Here is a 16,820-nt window from a genome sequence, read left to right on the forward strand (position 1 = left end):
TCATTTAAGTAATGTTCAAATGCTTTAGGATCAGCCAAATATATGTTATTTTTTGATGCGGAAATAAAATATTTTAAGCCAGTTCCTTAATTTTTTCCTGTAGTATTTTTATCTCATCTCTCAATCTTGCAGCCTGCATAAAATCGAGTTCTTTCGCCGCAGTTTCCATGGATTTTCTTTTCTCCCTGATCTTTTTCTCCATCTGAGGTTTGGTAAGATATTCCGCTTCTTCCTCAGCTGCTTTCAGGTCAGGACGCTTTTCATGCTCGTAGATATCAAGTTTTTCCTTGATGAGAACACTATTGAATTTCTTAACCAGTGGTTTAGGAGTTATATTGTTTTCTTTGTTATATGCGATCTGTTTTTCACGACGGTATTCAGTCTGGTCTATTGTCTTTTGCATACTATCGGTGATCTTGTCAGCATAAAGGATTGCTTTTCCTTCTACGTGACGGGCAGCGCGTCCAATCGTTTGGGTAAGGGAACGGTTACTTCTAAGGAAACCTTCTTTATCGGCGTCGATAATGGCCACGAGAGATACTTCAGGAAGGTCCAGACCTTCCCTTAGAAGGTTAACTCCAACCAGCACATCAAAAAGACCTTTTCTAAGATCCTGCATGATCTCCACTCTTTCCAGGGTGTCAATGTCTGAATGTATGTAGCGGCAGCGTACATCTATCCTGGTAAGATATTTAGTGAGTTCTTCCGCCATTCGTTTAGTAAGAGTGGTGACCAAAATCCTTTCGTCTTTTTCAACTCTTTGCTGTATTTCTTCTATGAGATCATCTATCTGGTTCAAGCTTGGTCTTACTTCCACTACCGGATCAAGCAATCCGGTAGGACGTATCACCTGTTCCACATAAATACCTTCACTTTTCTGCAGTTCATAGTCCGCAGGTGTCGCACTTACATAGATTACCTGATTCTGTAAGGCTTCGAATTCTTCAAATTTCAATGGCCGGTTATCCATTGCCGCAGGTAGTCGGAATCCATATTCCACCAATGTCTCTTTTCTGGAACGGTCACCACCATACATGGCATGCACCTGCGGGATGGTAACATGACTCTCGTCTACGACCATAAGGTAATCATCCGGGAAATAATCCAGCAGGCAGAAAGGCCTGGTTCCAGGTTTTCTTCCGTCAAGGTACCTTGAATAATTCTCAATTCCGGAACAATATCCCAGTTCACGGATCATCTCCAGGTCAAAATTCGTTCTTTCGTCCAGTCTTTTTGCCTCTAACATTTTACCTATGTCCTGAAAGTAACTAACCTGTTTAACGAGATCGTCCTGTATCTCATGTATCGCATTCTGCAGGACATCAGGAGAAGTCACAAACATATTGGCCGGGTAAATATTTAACCGGTCATATTTTTCGATAATATCGTTGGTACCGGGATCAAAAGCTTCAATCTCTTCAATTTCATCTCCAAAGAAATGTATTCTGAAAGCATTATCGGCATAGCTGGGAAATACATCCACAGTATCTCCTTTTATTCTGAAATTTCCATGGCTGAATTCAGCTTCCGTCCTTGAATAAAGACTCTGAACCAGACTATGAAGGAATTTAGTCCTGGAGATCTCCATATCCCTTTCAATTGAAACGACATTCTTTCGAAACTCCACGGGATTACCAATTCCATAAAGACAGGACACCGATGCGACTACCAGTACATCCCTTCTTCCGCTTAAGAGGGAAGAAGTGGTGCTCAACCTTAATTTCTCGATCTCTTCGTTGATCGAGAGGTCTTTCTCAATGTAAGTCCCGGATGTAGGAATAAATGCTTCCGGTTGATAATAATCATAATAACTTACGAAATATTCCACCGCATTATCCGGAAAGAACTGCTTGAATTCTGAATAAAGCTGCGCTGCAAGCGTCTTATTATGCGCAAGAACAAGCGTGGGTTTTTGAACTTCTTCAATGACGTTGGCCACGGTAAAGGTTTTTCCCGAGCCGGTCACTCCCAGAAGCGTCTGGTACTGTTCATTCTTATTAATTCCCGTTACCAGTTGCTTTATCGCCTGCGGCTGGTCTCCGGTTGGTTTATAATCTGATTCTATCTTGAATTTCATTCAGCAATTTTTCATTCATCTGTTATAATATTCGCTATTTAGCGGTCAGATGCAATTCGCCATTCATCATTCTGCAAACTATGAGAAATTGGAATGGCTAATTTCATAGCCTCACGAAATTAAGCAATTATCGAACCGAAATCAATTTTTTATCTGATCAGAGAGAAATGACCGTTAAATTCCTGACCGTTCTGTAGCTCTACCCTAAACCAGTAATCCCCGGCAGGCATTTCTTTACCATTAAAGATGCCATCCCAGCCCTGTTTTAAAGGATCCAGCCTAATAAGCAGCTTTCCGTAACGATCGAAAATCCGGATGAGGTTTTTTCCAACGGAAGAGGAAAGGCCTTTTATTTGCCAGAAATCATTGACTCCATCTCCATTAGGAGTAAAGAAATTATCATAACCTAATACGGCAATTTCAGATTCAATGATCGCACATCCTTTAATATCCCTGATATACAGCGTTTGAAAACCGGACGCTACATTTGTGAAAGTAGTGCTGGTCTGGTAGGGACCATTTATATCTCCAATTGAATACTCATAATTGTTTGAGGTGTCGAAATCCAGGGTGACGGTATTGTTATTAGCATTCACCTTGGGCTGAGTGGCAGAGACCGACTGGATTCGGGGAGGTGAGTTTAATATTAGGCTTATCTCAGACAAGTTAAAACAATCGAGGTTTCCATTTTCCCAGACACGTGCATATATGGTTCCCCCGTTCGAATTGTAGGAATTAGATAAGGGATCTCTATTTGCGGCAGCATCAGCAGAATTTTGAAAAAAACTTATCTGGAAATCAGAAGGACTAAGCTCCCCGAGAATGTCTCTGTTTTTATCTGTAAGGACAAAGCTTTCATCCCCGGAAAAATCCATGTCGCATTTCTCCCAGATGTAGCTTGACGGGATAACCGGGCCTTCATTAATAACCAGATCAAAATCGGTTATTTTCGAGCAGCCGGTGATATCGTTCTCAACTCGGGCATAGATAGTTTTAACTGGTTGCTGACTGGTATAAATGTCTGAAATCGGATTCAGATTATCTGAGGCGTCAGCCAGGGATTCGTGGTAAGTTAAAGTAGTATTGTTCTGGGTGGTAATCTCAGAATTCTGAACGCTTAGGTCAAACTCTGCTGTGAAATTTGAGTTGCAGGTCTGGAGATCATCAGGTTCGTTTATTTCCGGAGCTTCGGGAAACGGGGACCCTCCAACTGTAGAGGTTCCCGTCCATTCCAGCTCGAAGGGGCTATTTCCTATAGGTCTGTCTATAACAATAAAATATGTTTCACCAGGCAGGACATCCATAGATTTTACGTAACTATTTCCGCTCGCTCCAGGTCCTTCACTTGTATCTGTTTCTGTATCGTTCATTCCGGTATGATTGGTTGTTGCTCCGGCTAAATTAGGATTTGTAGTGGAGCATCTTACCGCAGTGCCTAGATTACCACAGCTTTTATTAGGCCCATAGATGAAAAAGTCATAATCTACCATAATATCAGGATTGGTAGGTTTCAGGTTAAAGCCCAGTGTCCCTTCTTTGGTGATTTTTACATAAAGCCAGAGGCTATTGTGCTCCATACTGGAACAGGAGTTCAGGTTTGAAATTTCCTGAGTTCCTATCCCGTCTGCATTACTTGAAATAGCACCATCGCCACAAATTTGAATGGCTCCTACACAATCATTGGCGACAGATTGGGCCAATCCATTAAAGCTCATTACAAAAAGGAAGATTGCCGGAATAATTTTCATCTAAAGAGGCTTTACCTTTAAAGGTCTCTCTTTTTAAGCAGGACTAAGGATAGATAAACAAAGATGGCTATCCAAATGCTCACTATGAGCAACTGGTACCAGTGAATCCCATAATCCTTGTTCAATTCAGAACCTATCTGGCTCGCAGCTGTTTGTACCGCATTTAAACGCGAAAACGGTTCGACGATAAGATTGCTCATAGCTTCGAGGGGGAAGAACTGCATGATCTTTTCGGCAATTTCAGTACCCTTGAAGACTTTGAAGTTAAGCACCGCGAAAAGGATGTTTTCAAATATGTACCAGACCACCAGAAAGCCCAGCGCAAAGGCCGATCTTTTAACAAGAATCCCCAGAAACATACAAAAAGCAAAGAAGCCCGTAAGCTTTACAAAATAAGCTACCAGATATTCCAGATCCGAGAAAACGATAGAGAATTCGGTGAAGTCTGAAAATGAATAACCCAGAATAAGGGAAACCGCAAAAAGGAACAGTGTTGAAATACCCGAAAATACCAGAACTGTAAGGAATTTAGACATTATAAATTCCTTTTTGCTCAGGCCGTCTATCAGGTTCTGTTTAATTGTACGGTTACTGTATTCATTAGACATCATCGAGACGATCACGATGGCTAGGAACAATTTTAGCAGTGCGGCGATATAACTGTTGAAATGCCAGATATAAGGAAAATTGAATATTCCCTGGTCGGCAACACGAAATTCTATTTGCCCAATATTGAATTCAATTGATGCTATAAGCGCAATAAAGGTGATCAAGATAAAATAGGTGATAATGAGTATCCTGGCAGAACGGCTGTATCTTAGTTTATTATATTCTATTTCTAGTAAACGTAGCATTAGGCTTGAGCGGTTTGGTTAGTTAACTGAAGGAATTGCTCTTCGAGACTTTCTTTTCGTTTGTTGAGATAAGATAGTGAAAGACCTTTTTCAAAAAGATACCGGTTGATCTCTTCGGCTTCCATTGGGTTATCCAGGAAGGCTGTAAGTACTCCATCTTTATCTGTGATCTTTCCGATCTTTGGATGCTCCTTCAGCAGCTCCTCAAGCTTTTGCATATCCGGTGCCTTTAGTTCAAAGAATCCATGGCTATGCACGATCTCATCTACCGGACCGCTGTACAGTTTTACGCCTTTTCTGATAATCACCACATGAGAACACACCTTTTCCACTTCATCCAGCAGATGCGAGGCCAGTAGAATAGTGGTTCCACCTGCCGCAATCTTTCTTATGATCTCCCTGATCTGATGTATTCCCTGTGGATCCAGGCCGTTAGTGGGTTCATCCAGGATAAGGATCTCGGGATCGTTTAAGAGGGCAGAGGCTATAGCGAGACGCTGCTTCATTCCCAGTGAAAATGTTCTGAATTTACTGTCCTTGCGGTCTGAAAGCCCTACCAGTTCCAGTTTCTCATGGATCTTGCTAGTATCTGTACCCTTGATTTTACAAACCAGTGCAAGATTCTGAACAGCCGTCATGTAAGGATAAAAGTTGGGGTGCTCAATGATAGCACCTACTTTTTTAAGGGCTTCATGGGTAGAAAGGGTCCCGTCAAACCACTTGAAATCCCCCGATGATTTGTTCACCACATTAAGTACCATTCCAAGTGTGGTGGATTTACCGCTCCCGTTAGGCCCAAGGATACCATAGACATTTCCTTTTTCTATACTGAAGCTTAGGTTGTTTACGGCAGTGATCCTGCCAAAATGCTTGGTGAGATTATTTAGACTTAAAATTGTTTCCAAGATTGATGAAGTGTTTAAAATACGACGTCTAAAATAGGATTTTGTTACAGGTTTCCCTATAATAAGCTTAATTTTGAGAAAACTAGGTACACCTATGCAACAGAAACTGATGTCTAAAAAGAAGCCCTCTTTCCCTATTAATGAGCGCTTCAACCGATATCTGGCTAAATACAATCGAAACACCAAGATCCCGGTATTCTATGAGGATCTGTTAAGATTTTCAGGATCTATCGTGGTCTATGATCAGCACGAAGAAGATACCTTCTGGGTGAGGTGCTATTATCCTGATCATGAAAGGATCGAGATCGATAACAGCCTGAAAAAGGTCTATACCATTCTTCATTCTGATGGAAGTGATGATTCTCTGGACTGGCTTAATGTGGATGCTATTGATTACTGCACCTTCGGAAATTCAAAACCTTTCAGGATAAAGATCAGGAATATACTTAATGATAGTTTTACTTATTTCTATGTGAAGAAAGCTGATGCTTCCAGGCTCTACGGACTCGAATTCGAGCATTTGCTCTCTCCTCATCGTATAAATTTCCTGGTTTATAAAGACACTCTTATTGAAGCACATATCGCCGGAATTCCGGGTGATGTATTTATAGATGATCATCTGCCGGAATGTGATCTAAGGGCACAGACCCAGATAGCCAAGCAATTCGTAAAGTTCAATGAGCGCTGTACCGTGAGGTTGCTTGGCGATATGCGTTCTTATAATTACGTGGTAATTCCTACTCACGATTTTGACCATGTGGAGTACCAGATAAGAGCAATAGATTTTGATCAGCAATGCTATGAAGGGAATTTAAAGGTATACCGTCCCCAGTTCTTCAAGGAGAATTTCAAGATGGTAAAGCTGGTGTCCGAAAAACTGGAGGAATCCTCAATAGAGCAATATCGTAAGGAGGAGCGTTCGCTTCTCGCAAAAAGGATGATCAACACCAAAGGACGCTATAAAGAACTTATAAGGTGTATGATCAATGATCATGTTTCTTCCAAAGACAATGTAAAACAATTAAGAAACGAGCTGTATGCTTTTTCAAAAGATATGAAGTTCAAACGGGCCAGTACCATGGGACAGATCTTAAGAACCGCACTTGATTTTGTAAAGCGTAATTACGAAAATGTGAATATGCAGCGGATGCTGGAATAGCTTTAAACTGAAACAAGGTCACTGCGAACGAGGTGAAGCAGTCTTAATAATAAGATTCCTTCGCTTCCTGCCTATCGGCAGGCAGGCGCTCGGAATGACGGGTCAAAATGAGCTTAGGGCTTAAAACTTAAAGCTTATAGCTTTTTTACTTCTTCTCCTCCTTATTGAAATAAACCAGATAGTAGTACATCTGCTTTTCCTCATCCCAGCCTTTTTCCACGAACTTGTCGGCTGATTCGGCATTTACGAAATCCATTTTGATCTGGATATTCGTATCCAGGGTGATCACGTTCTTGATCTTCTTTCTGGCATCGGTCACCGCTTTGTTCGCAATAGGGAAATTAGTAAGATCTTCAACCTTATATTTTGGAGCTTTTTCGGTCTTGTAATTCTGGAATTCAGGGATCAATGCCGGGTTGTCGATCACTGAATTGATATAATTACTCTCCTCAAAATCATCATTTTTGGCAAAATAGTCCATGCTGCGGTTCATGAAAAGGACTTCCTGCTTCTTGTCTTCAGCTGGTAGCACCACATCCTTCGCAAAATTCTTGGCAAAATTCAGATAATTCCTGGTGAAATAGTTCTCATCTGCCAGGACATCCACGCCCAGAAAGTTTTCCAGCCAGTATTTGGCATCATAACGGTTGGAATCCACTGAAAGAATCTTGTAACCTTCAGTACGATTTGTATTGAAAATGATCGCTCCCTTATCCAGTTTGTTAAGATTCACTCCCTGCTGAACGATCATATCCAGATTACTTCCTTTCTGTTCAAACTGAAGAAAGTCATGCTTTAATTCAGATTTAAAGATCCCGATCCCTGAAACTTTTTCATTATCTATCTGAAGGTTTTCAAAATAGACCACATACACTTCTCCGCTTTTGATATGAGGATGGCTTGATTGTTCATATAGAAGCGTGGCGATCTTTTTGGAATATTCGTGAGAATTTAAAGGATCGTCAAAAATGGAATTCGAAAGATTATAAAGCTCATGAAACTCAAGATCGCTCTCATGATGAAACCGGTAATAAGATTCTTCCTTTTCCCTGAAGGGTTTCAGGAAATACTCTTTGATAAGAGGTTTGATCTCATCATTAAGATGATAGGTTGAAGCTGAGAGGAAAATATTCTCTCCACGGCTTTTATTTCCTACACGATGTACAGAAAGCGATTCAATTTGAGCATTATATAGATTGATCATTTAATCTGAAAATTTTGGCTAAATAAAGCAGAAAAAAATTAAACCTGAAAATGAATTTCAGAAGAAAAATTCGGAATGAAATAGAAAATTTAGTTCCAGTGATCGTCGAAACTGAGATTGTCAAAATCATCAGAATCGTAATCATCGTCATAATCGCCGTTCAGCAAGCCTTCATCCTCACCTTTGAATTCCTTGGCTGGTGGATTATCGGGAAGTTGCCCGTGTACGAACATAAGATTGGGATAATCACGGCCTTCTTCAACTTCGGCAATCTGCGCGAGTTCTACGAAAAAGGTCCACATTTGCAGAAAGTCGTAAACATAGATCAGTTTGGTCTGTGATTCTGAGAGAACGCTGTCCAGTGTGGTTTCATTCATCAGTTTAATGGAGGTGTCATGCCCGCTCATATCGAACTGATGGATCTCCTCACCCTGATTCCATTCTTCATCACTGATATAAAAAGAGGCCATTTCGGTTCCGTCAAAACCAAAAGACTGTACGATGGTATTGTGCAGATCTTCCAGGGTATTTTCCTGAAGCATCTCTATATCTCTGAACACATCTTCATCTGCATCGAGAATTACTCTGAATCTATAGACCATAACCATGAAATTTGGATTACAAAGATACGTTTTTAGATGGGAAATCGAAGTTATTTGGTAAATCTGTGAAGGGTATATGTCATCCCGGCGAGTAAGAAAAATGCCCCCACCTGGTGTAATACTCCAAGCCAGATTGGTACCGCGTAAATCAGTGTCAGGACACCTAACAGGAATTGCACGAATACCATTATTAAAAGGAAATGAATACTTTTCGCCTGAAGCCCTGTTAACTCTATCTTTCTTGACCTGTACCAGATATAGCCGATAATGGCCACTACGATATAGGCAAGATAACGGTGAACAAACTGCACACCACTCTTTCCTTCAATGAAATTACGCCATAAGGGAGATTGTTCTGTATAGACCGTTTCATGGATCAGCTTACCCTCGGCCATCATTGGCCAGAAGTTATGTAAAAGACCAGCATCAAGACCTGCAACGAATGCTCCCCAAATGATCTGTACCATTAAAATAATCATTCCTGCCCTGACAAGATTCCTTAAGCTTTTATTTATTTCCTTTTTCTTGGGATAAATGATGTCCAGTGCCACCCATAAAGCATAGGCGAATGTGACAAAAGCCGTGGTGAGATGCATGGCAAGCCTGTAATGGCTAACCCATGGCATATCTACCAGACCACTCTTTACCATATACCAGCCTATGAATCCCTGAAAAGCTCCCAGTGCCAGAAGAATTAGGGATTTTTTGATGGTGGGGCGTGAAAGTTGCTTTTTAATAAGGAAATACAGGAACGGAATAATAAAAACCACTCCGATAAGGCGTCCTATTACCCGGTGTATCCATTCCCAGAAGTAGATATCCTTGAAATCTTCAAGATTAAAATGATAGTGTAATTTCTGATATTCGGGATACTGCTTATAAAGATCAAAGGCTTCCTGCCATTCCTGTTCGTTCATCGGTGGAATGGTTCCGCTTATAAGTTTATAATTTGAAATGGATAACCCGGAATTGGTAAGCCTGGTTATTCCACCTACCACGACCATTAAGAAAATAAGTAAACACCCCGTTAGCAGCCAGTAAACTACTTTTTTGTTGTCTTTCATTGCAATAAGGTTAAGTATATATAAAACTCAAAATCATCTTATTTGGTAGTTGGGTTGTTTGGCACACTTAAGCCTAATTCTTTTCCTTTCTTCAGCATAAAATCACGGGCGGGTTCATATTCATTCGGGATATCTCCCTCCAGAATAGCTTCTTTAATAGCATCTTTTATGAGACCCACCTCGCGGCTTGGCTTAATGTCAAAGGTCGTCATGATCTCCTCACCGCTAACAGGAGGCTGAAAATTTCGGATATGATCCCTTTCTTCAACTTCCTCTATTTTCTTTCTTACCTTTTTGAAATTGTTGTGATATTTTTTGAAACGCTTCGGATTTTTGGTGGTAATATCTGCCTCGCAAAGTGTCATGAGATCCTCAATATTGTCACCGGCATCAAATACCAGTCTTCGAACGGCAGAGTCTGTTACATTCTCATCGGCAATAGCAATTGGCCTTGAACTGAGCAACACCATTTGCTGCACGAATTTCATCTTTTCATTTAGCGGAAGCCTTAGTCGCTTGAAGATCTTATAGACCATTTTAGCTCCTACGAACTCATGTCCGTGAAATGTCCAGCCAATCTTTTTATGGAATTTCTTGGTAGGTGCCTTACCAACATCATGCAACAGCGCGGCCCATCTAAGCCACAGGTCTTCGGTGTTTTCAGAAATATTATCCACTACCTCCAGGGTGTGCCAGAAATTATCCTTGTGTTTCTGACCTTCCACTTCATCAATTCCCTGTAAAGCTGTAAGCTCAGGAAGTATCTTTTTTAACAGGCCTGTCTTAAAAAGCAGGGCAAAACCCTTTGAAGGCTTTTCGCTAAGAAGGATCTTATTGAGCTCGTCTATAATTCGCTCTTTTGATATGATCTTTATCCGGTCCCGGTTCTTTTTAATGGCTTTTAGTGATTCGGCTTCAATGATAAAATTGAGTTGGGTAGCAAATCTGATGGCTCTGTACATTCTCAGCGGATCATCAGAATAGGTTACGTCCGGATCCAAAGGAGTTTTGATGATCCTGTTCTTTAGATCTTCATATCCGTTAAAAGGATCAAGTAGATCACCGAAACCATTCTTGTTCAGTTTAAGAGCCAGTGCATTTATAGTAAAATCCCTTCGATTCTGATCATCTTCCAGAGTGCCGTTTTCTACTATAGGTTTCCTACTGTCTTTACGGTAACTCTCCTTACGTGCACCTACAAATTCAATTTCATGGTCATCTGCCCGCAACATAGCTGTTCCAAAATTCTTAAAAACCTGGACCTTTGGTTTGCCGGGAAGTTTTTCAGATACCTTTTTAGCCAGTTCAATTCCGCTTCCAACCGCTACGATATCTATGTCTTTTGGCTCTCCGCGCTCCAGGATATGATCGCGAACAAATCCACCAATAACATAGGCATCTACAGAAAGTTCATCTGCAGCTTCTGAAATTATATTGAAAATCTGGTGATGTAAAGCTTTGCTGTAATTGTGGTATTTCGGCATCTGTCTATTTGCGTATCACTTTCACCTGTCCATCATTACTCAATTTTATAATTGCCGATGGTTTAGGTGATTTTTTTGAACGCTGCAAATTTACTACATAGTCCACACCTTTTAAAATTTGAGGCGTGATTTGATCGAAGGATTGTGGAGTAGGCTGCCCGCTAATATTTGCTGAAGTTGACACCAGCGGTCTGCGCATCTTTTTGATCAGTTCAGAACAGAACTTATCCCTTACCACTCTTATACCAAGAGTATCGTCGTCACCTACCAGGTTTTCAGCAATGCGTATAGGTTTATCATAGATCACCGTGGTGGGTTTTTTGGCATATTTCAGGATATCATACGCCATTTCAGGGACGTCTTCAACATACTGTTCCAGCATCTTGAAATTTGAAACCAGGCAGATCAGGGCTTTGGATTCCTCTCGTTTTTTGAGTTTATATATCCTATCAATGGCTTCCGCATTGGTTGCATCGCAGCCAATTCCCCATACCGTATCGGTAGGGTAGAGGATAAGGCCTCCTTTTTTTATTACATCCAGACAATTTCTTATTTCCTGATCAATTCGTTCCATAGAGCACTTTTTTATATTCAGAAAGGGTTTTTTCTGCCATCACCTGTGTGGTGAAATTATTCTGAAGGATTCTAAAGGACCTTTCAGCAAATTTTTTTTGTAATTCCCTGTCCTGGGACAAAGCTATCAATTTATCTGCTAAACTTTCCACTTCGTAAGGATTGCTTAACAAACCATTCTCTCCAGTTTTGATAATCTCCGGGATGCCGCCTACATTCGTGCTCACAACCGGGGTCTTATGGTAAAAGCTTTCATAGATGAACTGGGGGAGGCCTTCGCTCTGAGAAGTTAACAGTGAAATATCGAACTGGGGGATAAAATTGGAAGCTTCGGGCATAAAACCCAGAAGGCTAATATGGTCGTTCAGGTTTTTCTGTTTGATGATTTCGAGATAGGCAGGGGTCCTTTCTGTATGCTCGCCAATCTGGACAAAATGAAAGTTCTTCTCGTTCCTTACATTTATTATCTCATCAACCACAGCAAGCCAGGTCTCCAGGTTCTTAGCCCTGATATGGTTCGCAATAGTACCCACAATTATCGTATCTGGTTTCAGCTCTAACTTTTCTCTTAATAAAAATGGGGTATTCGTCGATTTATTCGGGCTGGTGCCGTGATAAACGGTTGTGAGTTTGGAAGTGTCTTTTATGCTTCGGGCGGTTACTTTCCTGGTTTCTTCAGAAACGCAAAGCACTTTCTTAATATTCCAGTGATTGTATTTATATAAGGTGCTTCTCCTGTTTTTTATAGGAAAGGAAGTTTTTTTACTAAATATAAAAGGAGGAAGTTTAGCAAGTTTTGTCGCGGCCACTGCAAGGGTAAGCGCTGTAGGATCATGAATATGGATCAGGTCTATTTTTTCCTTTTTGCAGATCGTAATGATTTTGAAAGTATATCGCAGGTCAAATTTAATTTTAAGCGGAGCTTCATATTTCCTTACCAGGTCACCATTCAAAATGTTTGAAAAATCTGAATTCTTTACTGTGAGTATCAGGTTCTGAATATCCGGTAAATCTTTTAACTCCGTGCCCAGGTTAAGAATATGATTCTCACCCCCACCGAAATTTCTTACTGCAGACAAATGCAAAACTTTCATATCATTAAACTGGCTTATGGCTTTCCGGAATTACTGCTGAGCTAATGTAAGTTATTCTTCAGAATTATATATCAGACACGGCTTTTGCAATTAAATTGAAGGGGTGGTAATATTAAATTGTGTTAAGTTTGCCCAAGTCAAAGATTTGCATAACTTTTGCACAATTAACTGAAAACCAGTTATGACTGTAGCCCTTTTAATCTCTACCTACCAATGGCCGGAAGCGCTGGACCTTGTTCTAAAGAGTGTTCTGCAGCAATCGGTAATTCCAGATGAAGTACTAATTGCTGACGATGGATCTTCACAACCTACTTTCGGACTAATTAAAAAATATAAAGATGCTGGCCTTCCCTTAAAGCATTTGTGGCAGGAAGATAAGGGTTTCCGAAAGTCACAGATTCTCAATAAAGCCATAGCTGCCAGTGATTCAGATTATATCATCCAGGTAGATGGTGACTGCATACTTCACGAAAACTTCATTGAAGACCATAAGTTTAATGCCCGGAAGGGGAATTTCCTTTTCGGAAGCAGGGTGAATATCAAGGAAGATGCCGTTGAACAAATCCTGCCAGGGAAAAGAGTCAAATTCGGATTCTTTTCAAGAAAAGTTTCCCGAAGGACCCGAAATCTAAGGATTCCTGCTTTGAGTTCCCTCTATAAAGAAACCGGTGAGCTTAGCAGGAAGGTTAGGGGCTGTAATATATCCTTCTGGCGTAACGACTTTATTGCCGTTAATGGCTATAATGAAGATATGACCGGTTGGGGAAAGGAAGATTCCGAGATGGTTGTAAGGCTATTAAATTCTGGTGTTATGGGGCGAAGATTGCGCTATGCAGGGATCGTCTATCATATCTGGCATAAGGAGAAATCAAGGGAAAGGGAAGTGATCAATTCCGGAATCCAGGCTGAAGCAATTGAAAATAAAATAATTCGTTGCGAAAAAGGAATAGACCAGTATCTTCAGGTAGAGTCAGTTCATTCCTGATTTAGAAAATCAAGCAGGGCTGTTGCAGACCTTTCTGAAGCGGTGCTGCCTTCTTCTGTATAGAAGTTCTCAGCGGTCATTTTTTGCTGTATTGGCTTAAAAGCTTCAAAGTTGTACTGTATATGATCTAAGGCCTTATCCAGTTCTTCCGTTCCGCTTATTACCTCTCCTAATTTCCAGAATCTGAATGAAATATCATTCTTATAATCAAAATTCTCAGGATTGAGGAATATACAAGGTCTTGGCTCTATGATAAATTCGTAGACTTGACTGGAAACATCACCTAAATAAATATCTGCATATCTGGTGTAGGCCATGTTCACACTATTCACGCTTCCCAGATCGATCAAAATATTATCGGCTTCAAAGAACTTTTGAGGGATTTCACTTTTATTTCTTTTTCCTTTGAGTTGCTGAAAAAGGTTTAAATGAGGAGCAAAGATGAGGTTATACTTATCCTGGTTATAAAAATACTCAAGAACTTTAAGCCCTTCTTTATCCCAGGAGGTATATTCGGGATCAAAATGAGGATTGTAAACCACGCTTGGTTTTTGATTCTTGAAGAACTTCTTCTTTGCATCCTTTTCTACCACATCTGTCTTTGGATATCCTACGGTCATGGGATGAGGCCCCAGAAGATTCATTTCTTCAAACTGATCATAATTGAACTGTCCTACCAGGTACTGGGCATCAAAATCCAACAGATCTTTATTATAACTATAAGCTCTTCCCGGTGGGCCGTGTCCCGATTTGATAAGTTTGGGATACTCTCCCTTTCTTGAGTTTAAGATATAATGATGAAAGTAATCTGTGAACACAAGCGCGTCGAAATTTTCGAGCAGGTATTTCTTATGTTTTTTGATCCAGAAGCCCTTTCGTGGTAGGTCCCTGTTTTTTAATTTGTCGGTAAATCTTCTGAAACGTTTTGTTTCCAGACGCCTTACTATAATGTTTTTGCCGCCTAATTTTTCAATACTTTCAAATAAGAGGTCATGACATCTTGGATGAGTGAGAATTTCAACATGTTCCGTTTTTGATAATTCTGCTGCGACGCTTATAAAATGATAGAGATGATGAATTTCATCAAGATATAGAAAGCCAATTCTCTTTTTTCCGGTTACCATGAACGCAGCAATTTTTTGAGGTGTCAAAAATTAAATCCCGGCAGGTGATTCCATTCCTAACACTTCGGTTTATTTCTTTTTGTGATTCAAAAATATCAATAATTCCTATTTATACTAGATTTGCAGTATGAAAGCTACCTGGAACCAGGAATACGTATCAAAAAAAAACAGGATTACCCACTGTATCGAAAATTTCAGTTCAGAAGGAAATATCCTTTATGATGGAAGGAATACAATTAAGACCTTTGAAATTGATAGTTTGCGGATCAATATCAAATCCTTCAGGATTCCCAATCTTATCAATAAGATCGCTTATCGTTTTTTTCGAAAATCCAAAGCAGAAAGATCTTTTGCCTATGCGAATATGTTGAAAGAGAAAGGAATCGGGACACCTGATCCTATAGCTTATTTCGAAGAGCAATCAGGTCTTACTTTTAAACGTAGCTTCTATGTGAGCCGGCAGGTGGAGTATGATCTTACTTTTCGCGAACTTGTAGACGATCCCGATTATCCCCGGCACGAAGAGATACTTCGGGCCTTTACCAGGTTTACTTATTCACTTCATGAAAATGACGTTTTGTTTCTTGATCATTCTCCGGGAAACACGCTTATTCAAATCAATAAGGGCGATTATAAATTCTATCTGGTAGATCTTAACCGGATGGTTTTTAAGGAACTTACCGATACTGAAAGATTTCTGAACTTCTCCAGGCTTACTCCTAAAAGGGAAATGGTAGAGATAATGGCCGATGAATATGCTAAACTTATAGGAGGATCTTCTTCAGAAGTATTCGCTAAAATGTGGTTTTTTACAGATAAATTTCAGAAAAAGTACTGGAAGAAACAGAAGATCAAGCGCTTTCTGAAGCCTAAAAAGAACTAAGATCTTAAATGGTTTTTTAAAAACTCTGAAAGGGAAGGAATTATAAGATCTGGGGTGAATTGTTTATAAAGCCTGAATGTTTCTTTTTTAATTTGGGATGAACTTTTATCCTGGAAAGTTTCAGGTTTAAAATCCTTTAAGTGTAAAGAAATATTGTTCACCCCATCTTCAAAGGTCGCCCAGCCTTTTTTATCGATCCATGGAGAAAATATAATAAATGAAGGTTTACCAAGGGCCTTTGCCATGTTGATCGCACCCCCATCATTTCCAATGATCATATCACATTGGTCCATAATTGCAATAAATTCCCTTAGGTTTTTGCCTAACACCTCAAAATATATCTTTTCCCTTGTACTCTCTTTACACAGGGCCAGAAGTCTTTCTGCTTCCGCCTTCTGAGATGGTATATAGTTGAAAAGAAGATTCATTCCTCCATGACTGGCAATATGATCTATTAACCGAGCCATATATTCAAAAGGATAGGTTTTGGTATCCATGCTGCCTATAATGCTGAGCATGATCGTAGGTTTGGAAATATCTATTCCACTTTTTTTGAACAGATCTATAGCAAATGCTTTTTCCTCTGTAGTAACCTGCAGCTGAGGTCTGGTTTCAAGTTCTATCTCCAGATTAAGGGGCTTTAGTAAAGCTAGTCGGTGTTCGATGATCAATCCAAGCCTGGAATCAGGAATGTCTTCTCTCTCCACCGTATCGGTGTAAATGAGATCAGTTATCCACTTTTTATAGGTAATCCTTTTTTTAGCTCCTGAAAAAGAACTGATAAGATAACTTTCCAGTTTTGCATAAGCATCGATAACAATGTCGTATTTCTCCCTTCTTATATTTTTCAGAAGTCTGATAAATTCCAGTTTGCTTTCCCTGTGTTCCGGTTTAAAAAGGACCAGGTTGTCAAAATCCTTATTTCCCTGAAGTACGGGAGTGGTCGACTCATACACCATATAATCGATCTGTGCCTCAGGATAGGCTTTACGCAAATTGCGAATAAGAATACTGCTTACCAGCACATCGCCTATCATCTTCTGTTGTATGCACAGTATCTTCAA

Annotated in this window: 15 protein-coding genes; 3 read left to right on the plus strand and 12 right to left on the minus strand. The window is 40.1% G+C overall.

What is annotated here, in order from left to right; genetic code table 11:
• Positions 1-73: 73 nt before the first annotated feature.
• The 4 genes from uvrB to EZJ28_RS06810 form a co-directional block, all read right to left on the minus strand.
• Complete coding sequence (gene uvrB, locus EZJ28_RS06795) at positions 74-2,077, minus strand: excinuclease ABC subunit UvrB (protein ID WP_131396220.1); 2,004 nt, start codon at positions 2,075-2,077, stop codon at positions 74-76.
• 149 nt (positions 2,078-2,226) lie between these two features.
• Positions 2,227-3,825 carry a T9SS type B sorting domain-containing protein gene (locus tag EZJ28_RS06800; RefSeq protein ID WP_131396221.1) on the minus strand — a complete coding sequence of 533 codons (1,599 nt, stop codon included), beginning with the start codon at positions 3,823-3,825 and terminating at the stop codon, positions 2,227-2,229.
• Between the two features lie 17 nt (positions 3,826-3,842).
• A complete protein-coding gene (locus EZJ28_RS06805) occupies positions 3,843-4,679 on the minus strand; it encodes an ABC transporter permease (RefSeq protein WP_131396223.1) in 837 nt (278 codons plus the stop codon).
• Entirely contained in the window at positions 4,679-5,584 is a 906-nt protein-coding gene (locus tag EZJ28_RS06810) for an ABC transporter ATP-binding protein (RefSeq protein ID WP_131396225.1), read from the minus strand. Before EZJ28_RS06810 ends, EZJ28_RS06805 begins: the two co-directional genes overlap by 1 nt.
• Positions 5,585-5,678: 94 nt before the next feature.
• Here EZJ28_RS06810 and EZJ28_RS06815 point away from each other — a divergent pair, with 94 nt between their 5' ends.
• Entirely contained in the window at positions 5,679-6,743 is a 1,065-nt protein-coding gene (locus tag EZJ28_RS06815; RefSeq protein WP_131396227.1) for a hypothetical protein, read from the plus strand.
• A gap of 145 nt (positions 6,744-6,888) precedes the next feature.
• Here EZJ28_RS06815 and EZJ28_RS06820 read toward each other — a convergent pair whose 3' ends face one another.
• From EZJ28_RS06820 to EZJ28_RS06845, 6 genes are all read right to left on the minus strand, one after another.
• Positions 6,889-7,947, minus strand: coding sequence for a nucleoid-associated protein (locus EZJ28_RS06820; RefSeq protein WP_131396228.1), 1,059 nt, complete (start codon positions 7,945-7,947; stop codon positions 6,889-6,891).
• Between the two features lie 89 nt (positions 7,948-8,036).
• On the minus strand, positions 8,037-8,549 hold the full coding sequence (locus EZJ28_RS06825; RefSeq protein ID WP_131396230.1) for a hypothetical protein: 513 nt from the start codon (positions 8,547-8,549) through the stop codon (positions 8,037-8,039).
• Between the two features lie 50 nt (positions 8,550-8,599).
• Positions 8,600-9,613 (minus strand): COX15/CtaA family protein, encoded by a 1,014-nt coding sequence (locus EZJ28_RS06830; protein ID WP_131396231.1) that lies wholly within the window; start codon positions 9,611-9,613, stop codon positions 8,600-8,602.
• 38 nt (positions 9,614-9,651) lie between these two features.
• Entirely contained in the window at positions 9,652-11,097 is a 1,446-nt protein-coding gene (locus EZJ28_RS06835) for a CCA tRNA nucleotidyltransferase (protein WP_131396233.1), read from the minus strand.
• 4 nt (positions 11,098-11,101) lie between these two features.
• Complete coding sequence (locus EZJ28_RS06840) at positions 11,102-11,671, minus strand: L-threonylcarbamoyladenylate synthase (protein WP_131396234.1); 570 nt, start codon at positions 11,669-11,671, stop codon at positions 11,102-11,104.
• A complete protein-coding gene (locus tag EZJ28_RS06845) occupies positions 11,658-12,764 on the minus strand; it encodes a glycosyltransferase family 4 protein (protein ID WP_131396236.1) in 1,107 nt (368 codons plus the stop codon). Before EZJ28_RS06845 ends, EZJ28_RS06840 begins: the two co-directional genes overlap by 14 nt.
• Before the next feature lie 181 nt (positions 12,765-12,945).
• Here EZJ28_RS06845 and EZJ28_RS06850 point away from each other — a divergent pair, with 181 nt between their 5' ends.
• Positions 12,946-13,749, plus strand: coding sequence for a glycosyltransferase family 2 protein (locus EZJ28_RS06850; protein ID WP_131396238.1), 804 nt, complete (start codon positions 12,946-12,948; stop codon positions 13,747-13,749).
• On the opposite strand, the gene EZJ28_RS06855 is transcribed toward EZJ28_RS06850, so the two are convergent.
• A complete protein-coding gene (locus tag EZJ28_RS06855) occupies positions 13,740-14,873 on the minus strand; it encodes a CDP-glycerol glycerophosphotransferase family protein (protein ID WP_131396240.1) in 1,134 nt (377 codons plus the stop codon). The two genes, EZJ28_RS06850 and EZJ28_RS06855, sit on opposite strands and share 10 nt — an antisense overlap.
• Positions 14,874-15,000: 127 nt before the next feature.
• Between EZJ28_RS06855 and EZJ28_RS06860 the strand changes: the two genes are divergently transcribed.
• Complete coding sequence (locus EZJ28_RS06860; RefSeq protein WP_131396242.1) at positions 15,001-15,756, plus strand: lipopolysaccharide kinase InaA family protein; 756 nt, start codon at positions 15,001-15,003, stop codon at positions 15,754-15,756.
• On the opposite strand, the gene EZJ28_RS06865 is transcribed toward EZJ28_RS06860, so the two are convergent.
• The gene (locus EZJ28_RS06865; RefSeq protein WP_242670080.1) at positions 15,753-16,820 is read right to left on the minus strand and encodes a glycosyltransferase family 9 protein; all 1,068 of its coding nucleotides are present in this window, start codon (positions 16,818-16,820) and stop codon (positions 15,753-15,755) included. The genes EZJ28_RS06860 and EZJ28_RS06865 overlap by 4 nt on opposite strands.

The sequence above is a fragment of the Gramella sp. KN1008 genome (assembly GCF_004332155.1).
Lineage (GTDB): Bacteria > Bacteroidota > Bacteroidia > Flavobacteriales > Flavobacteriaceae > Christiangramia.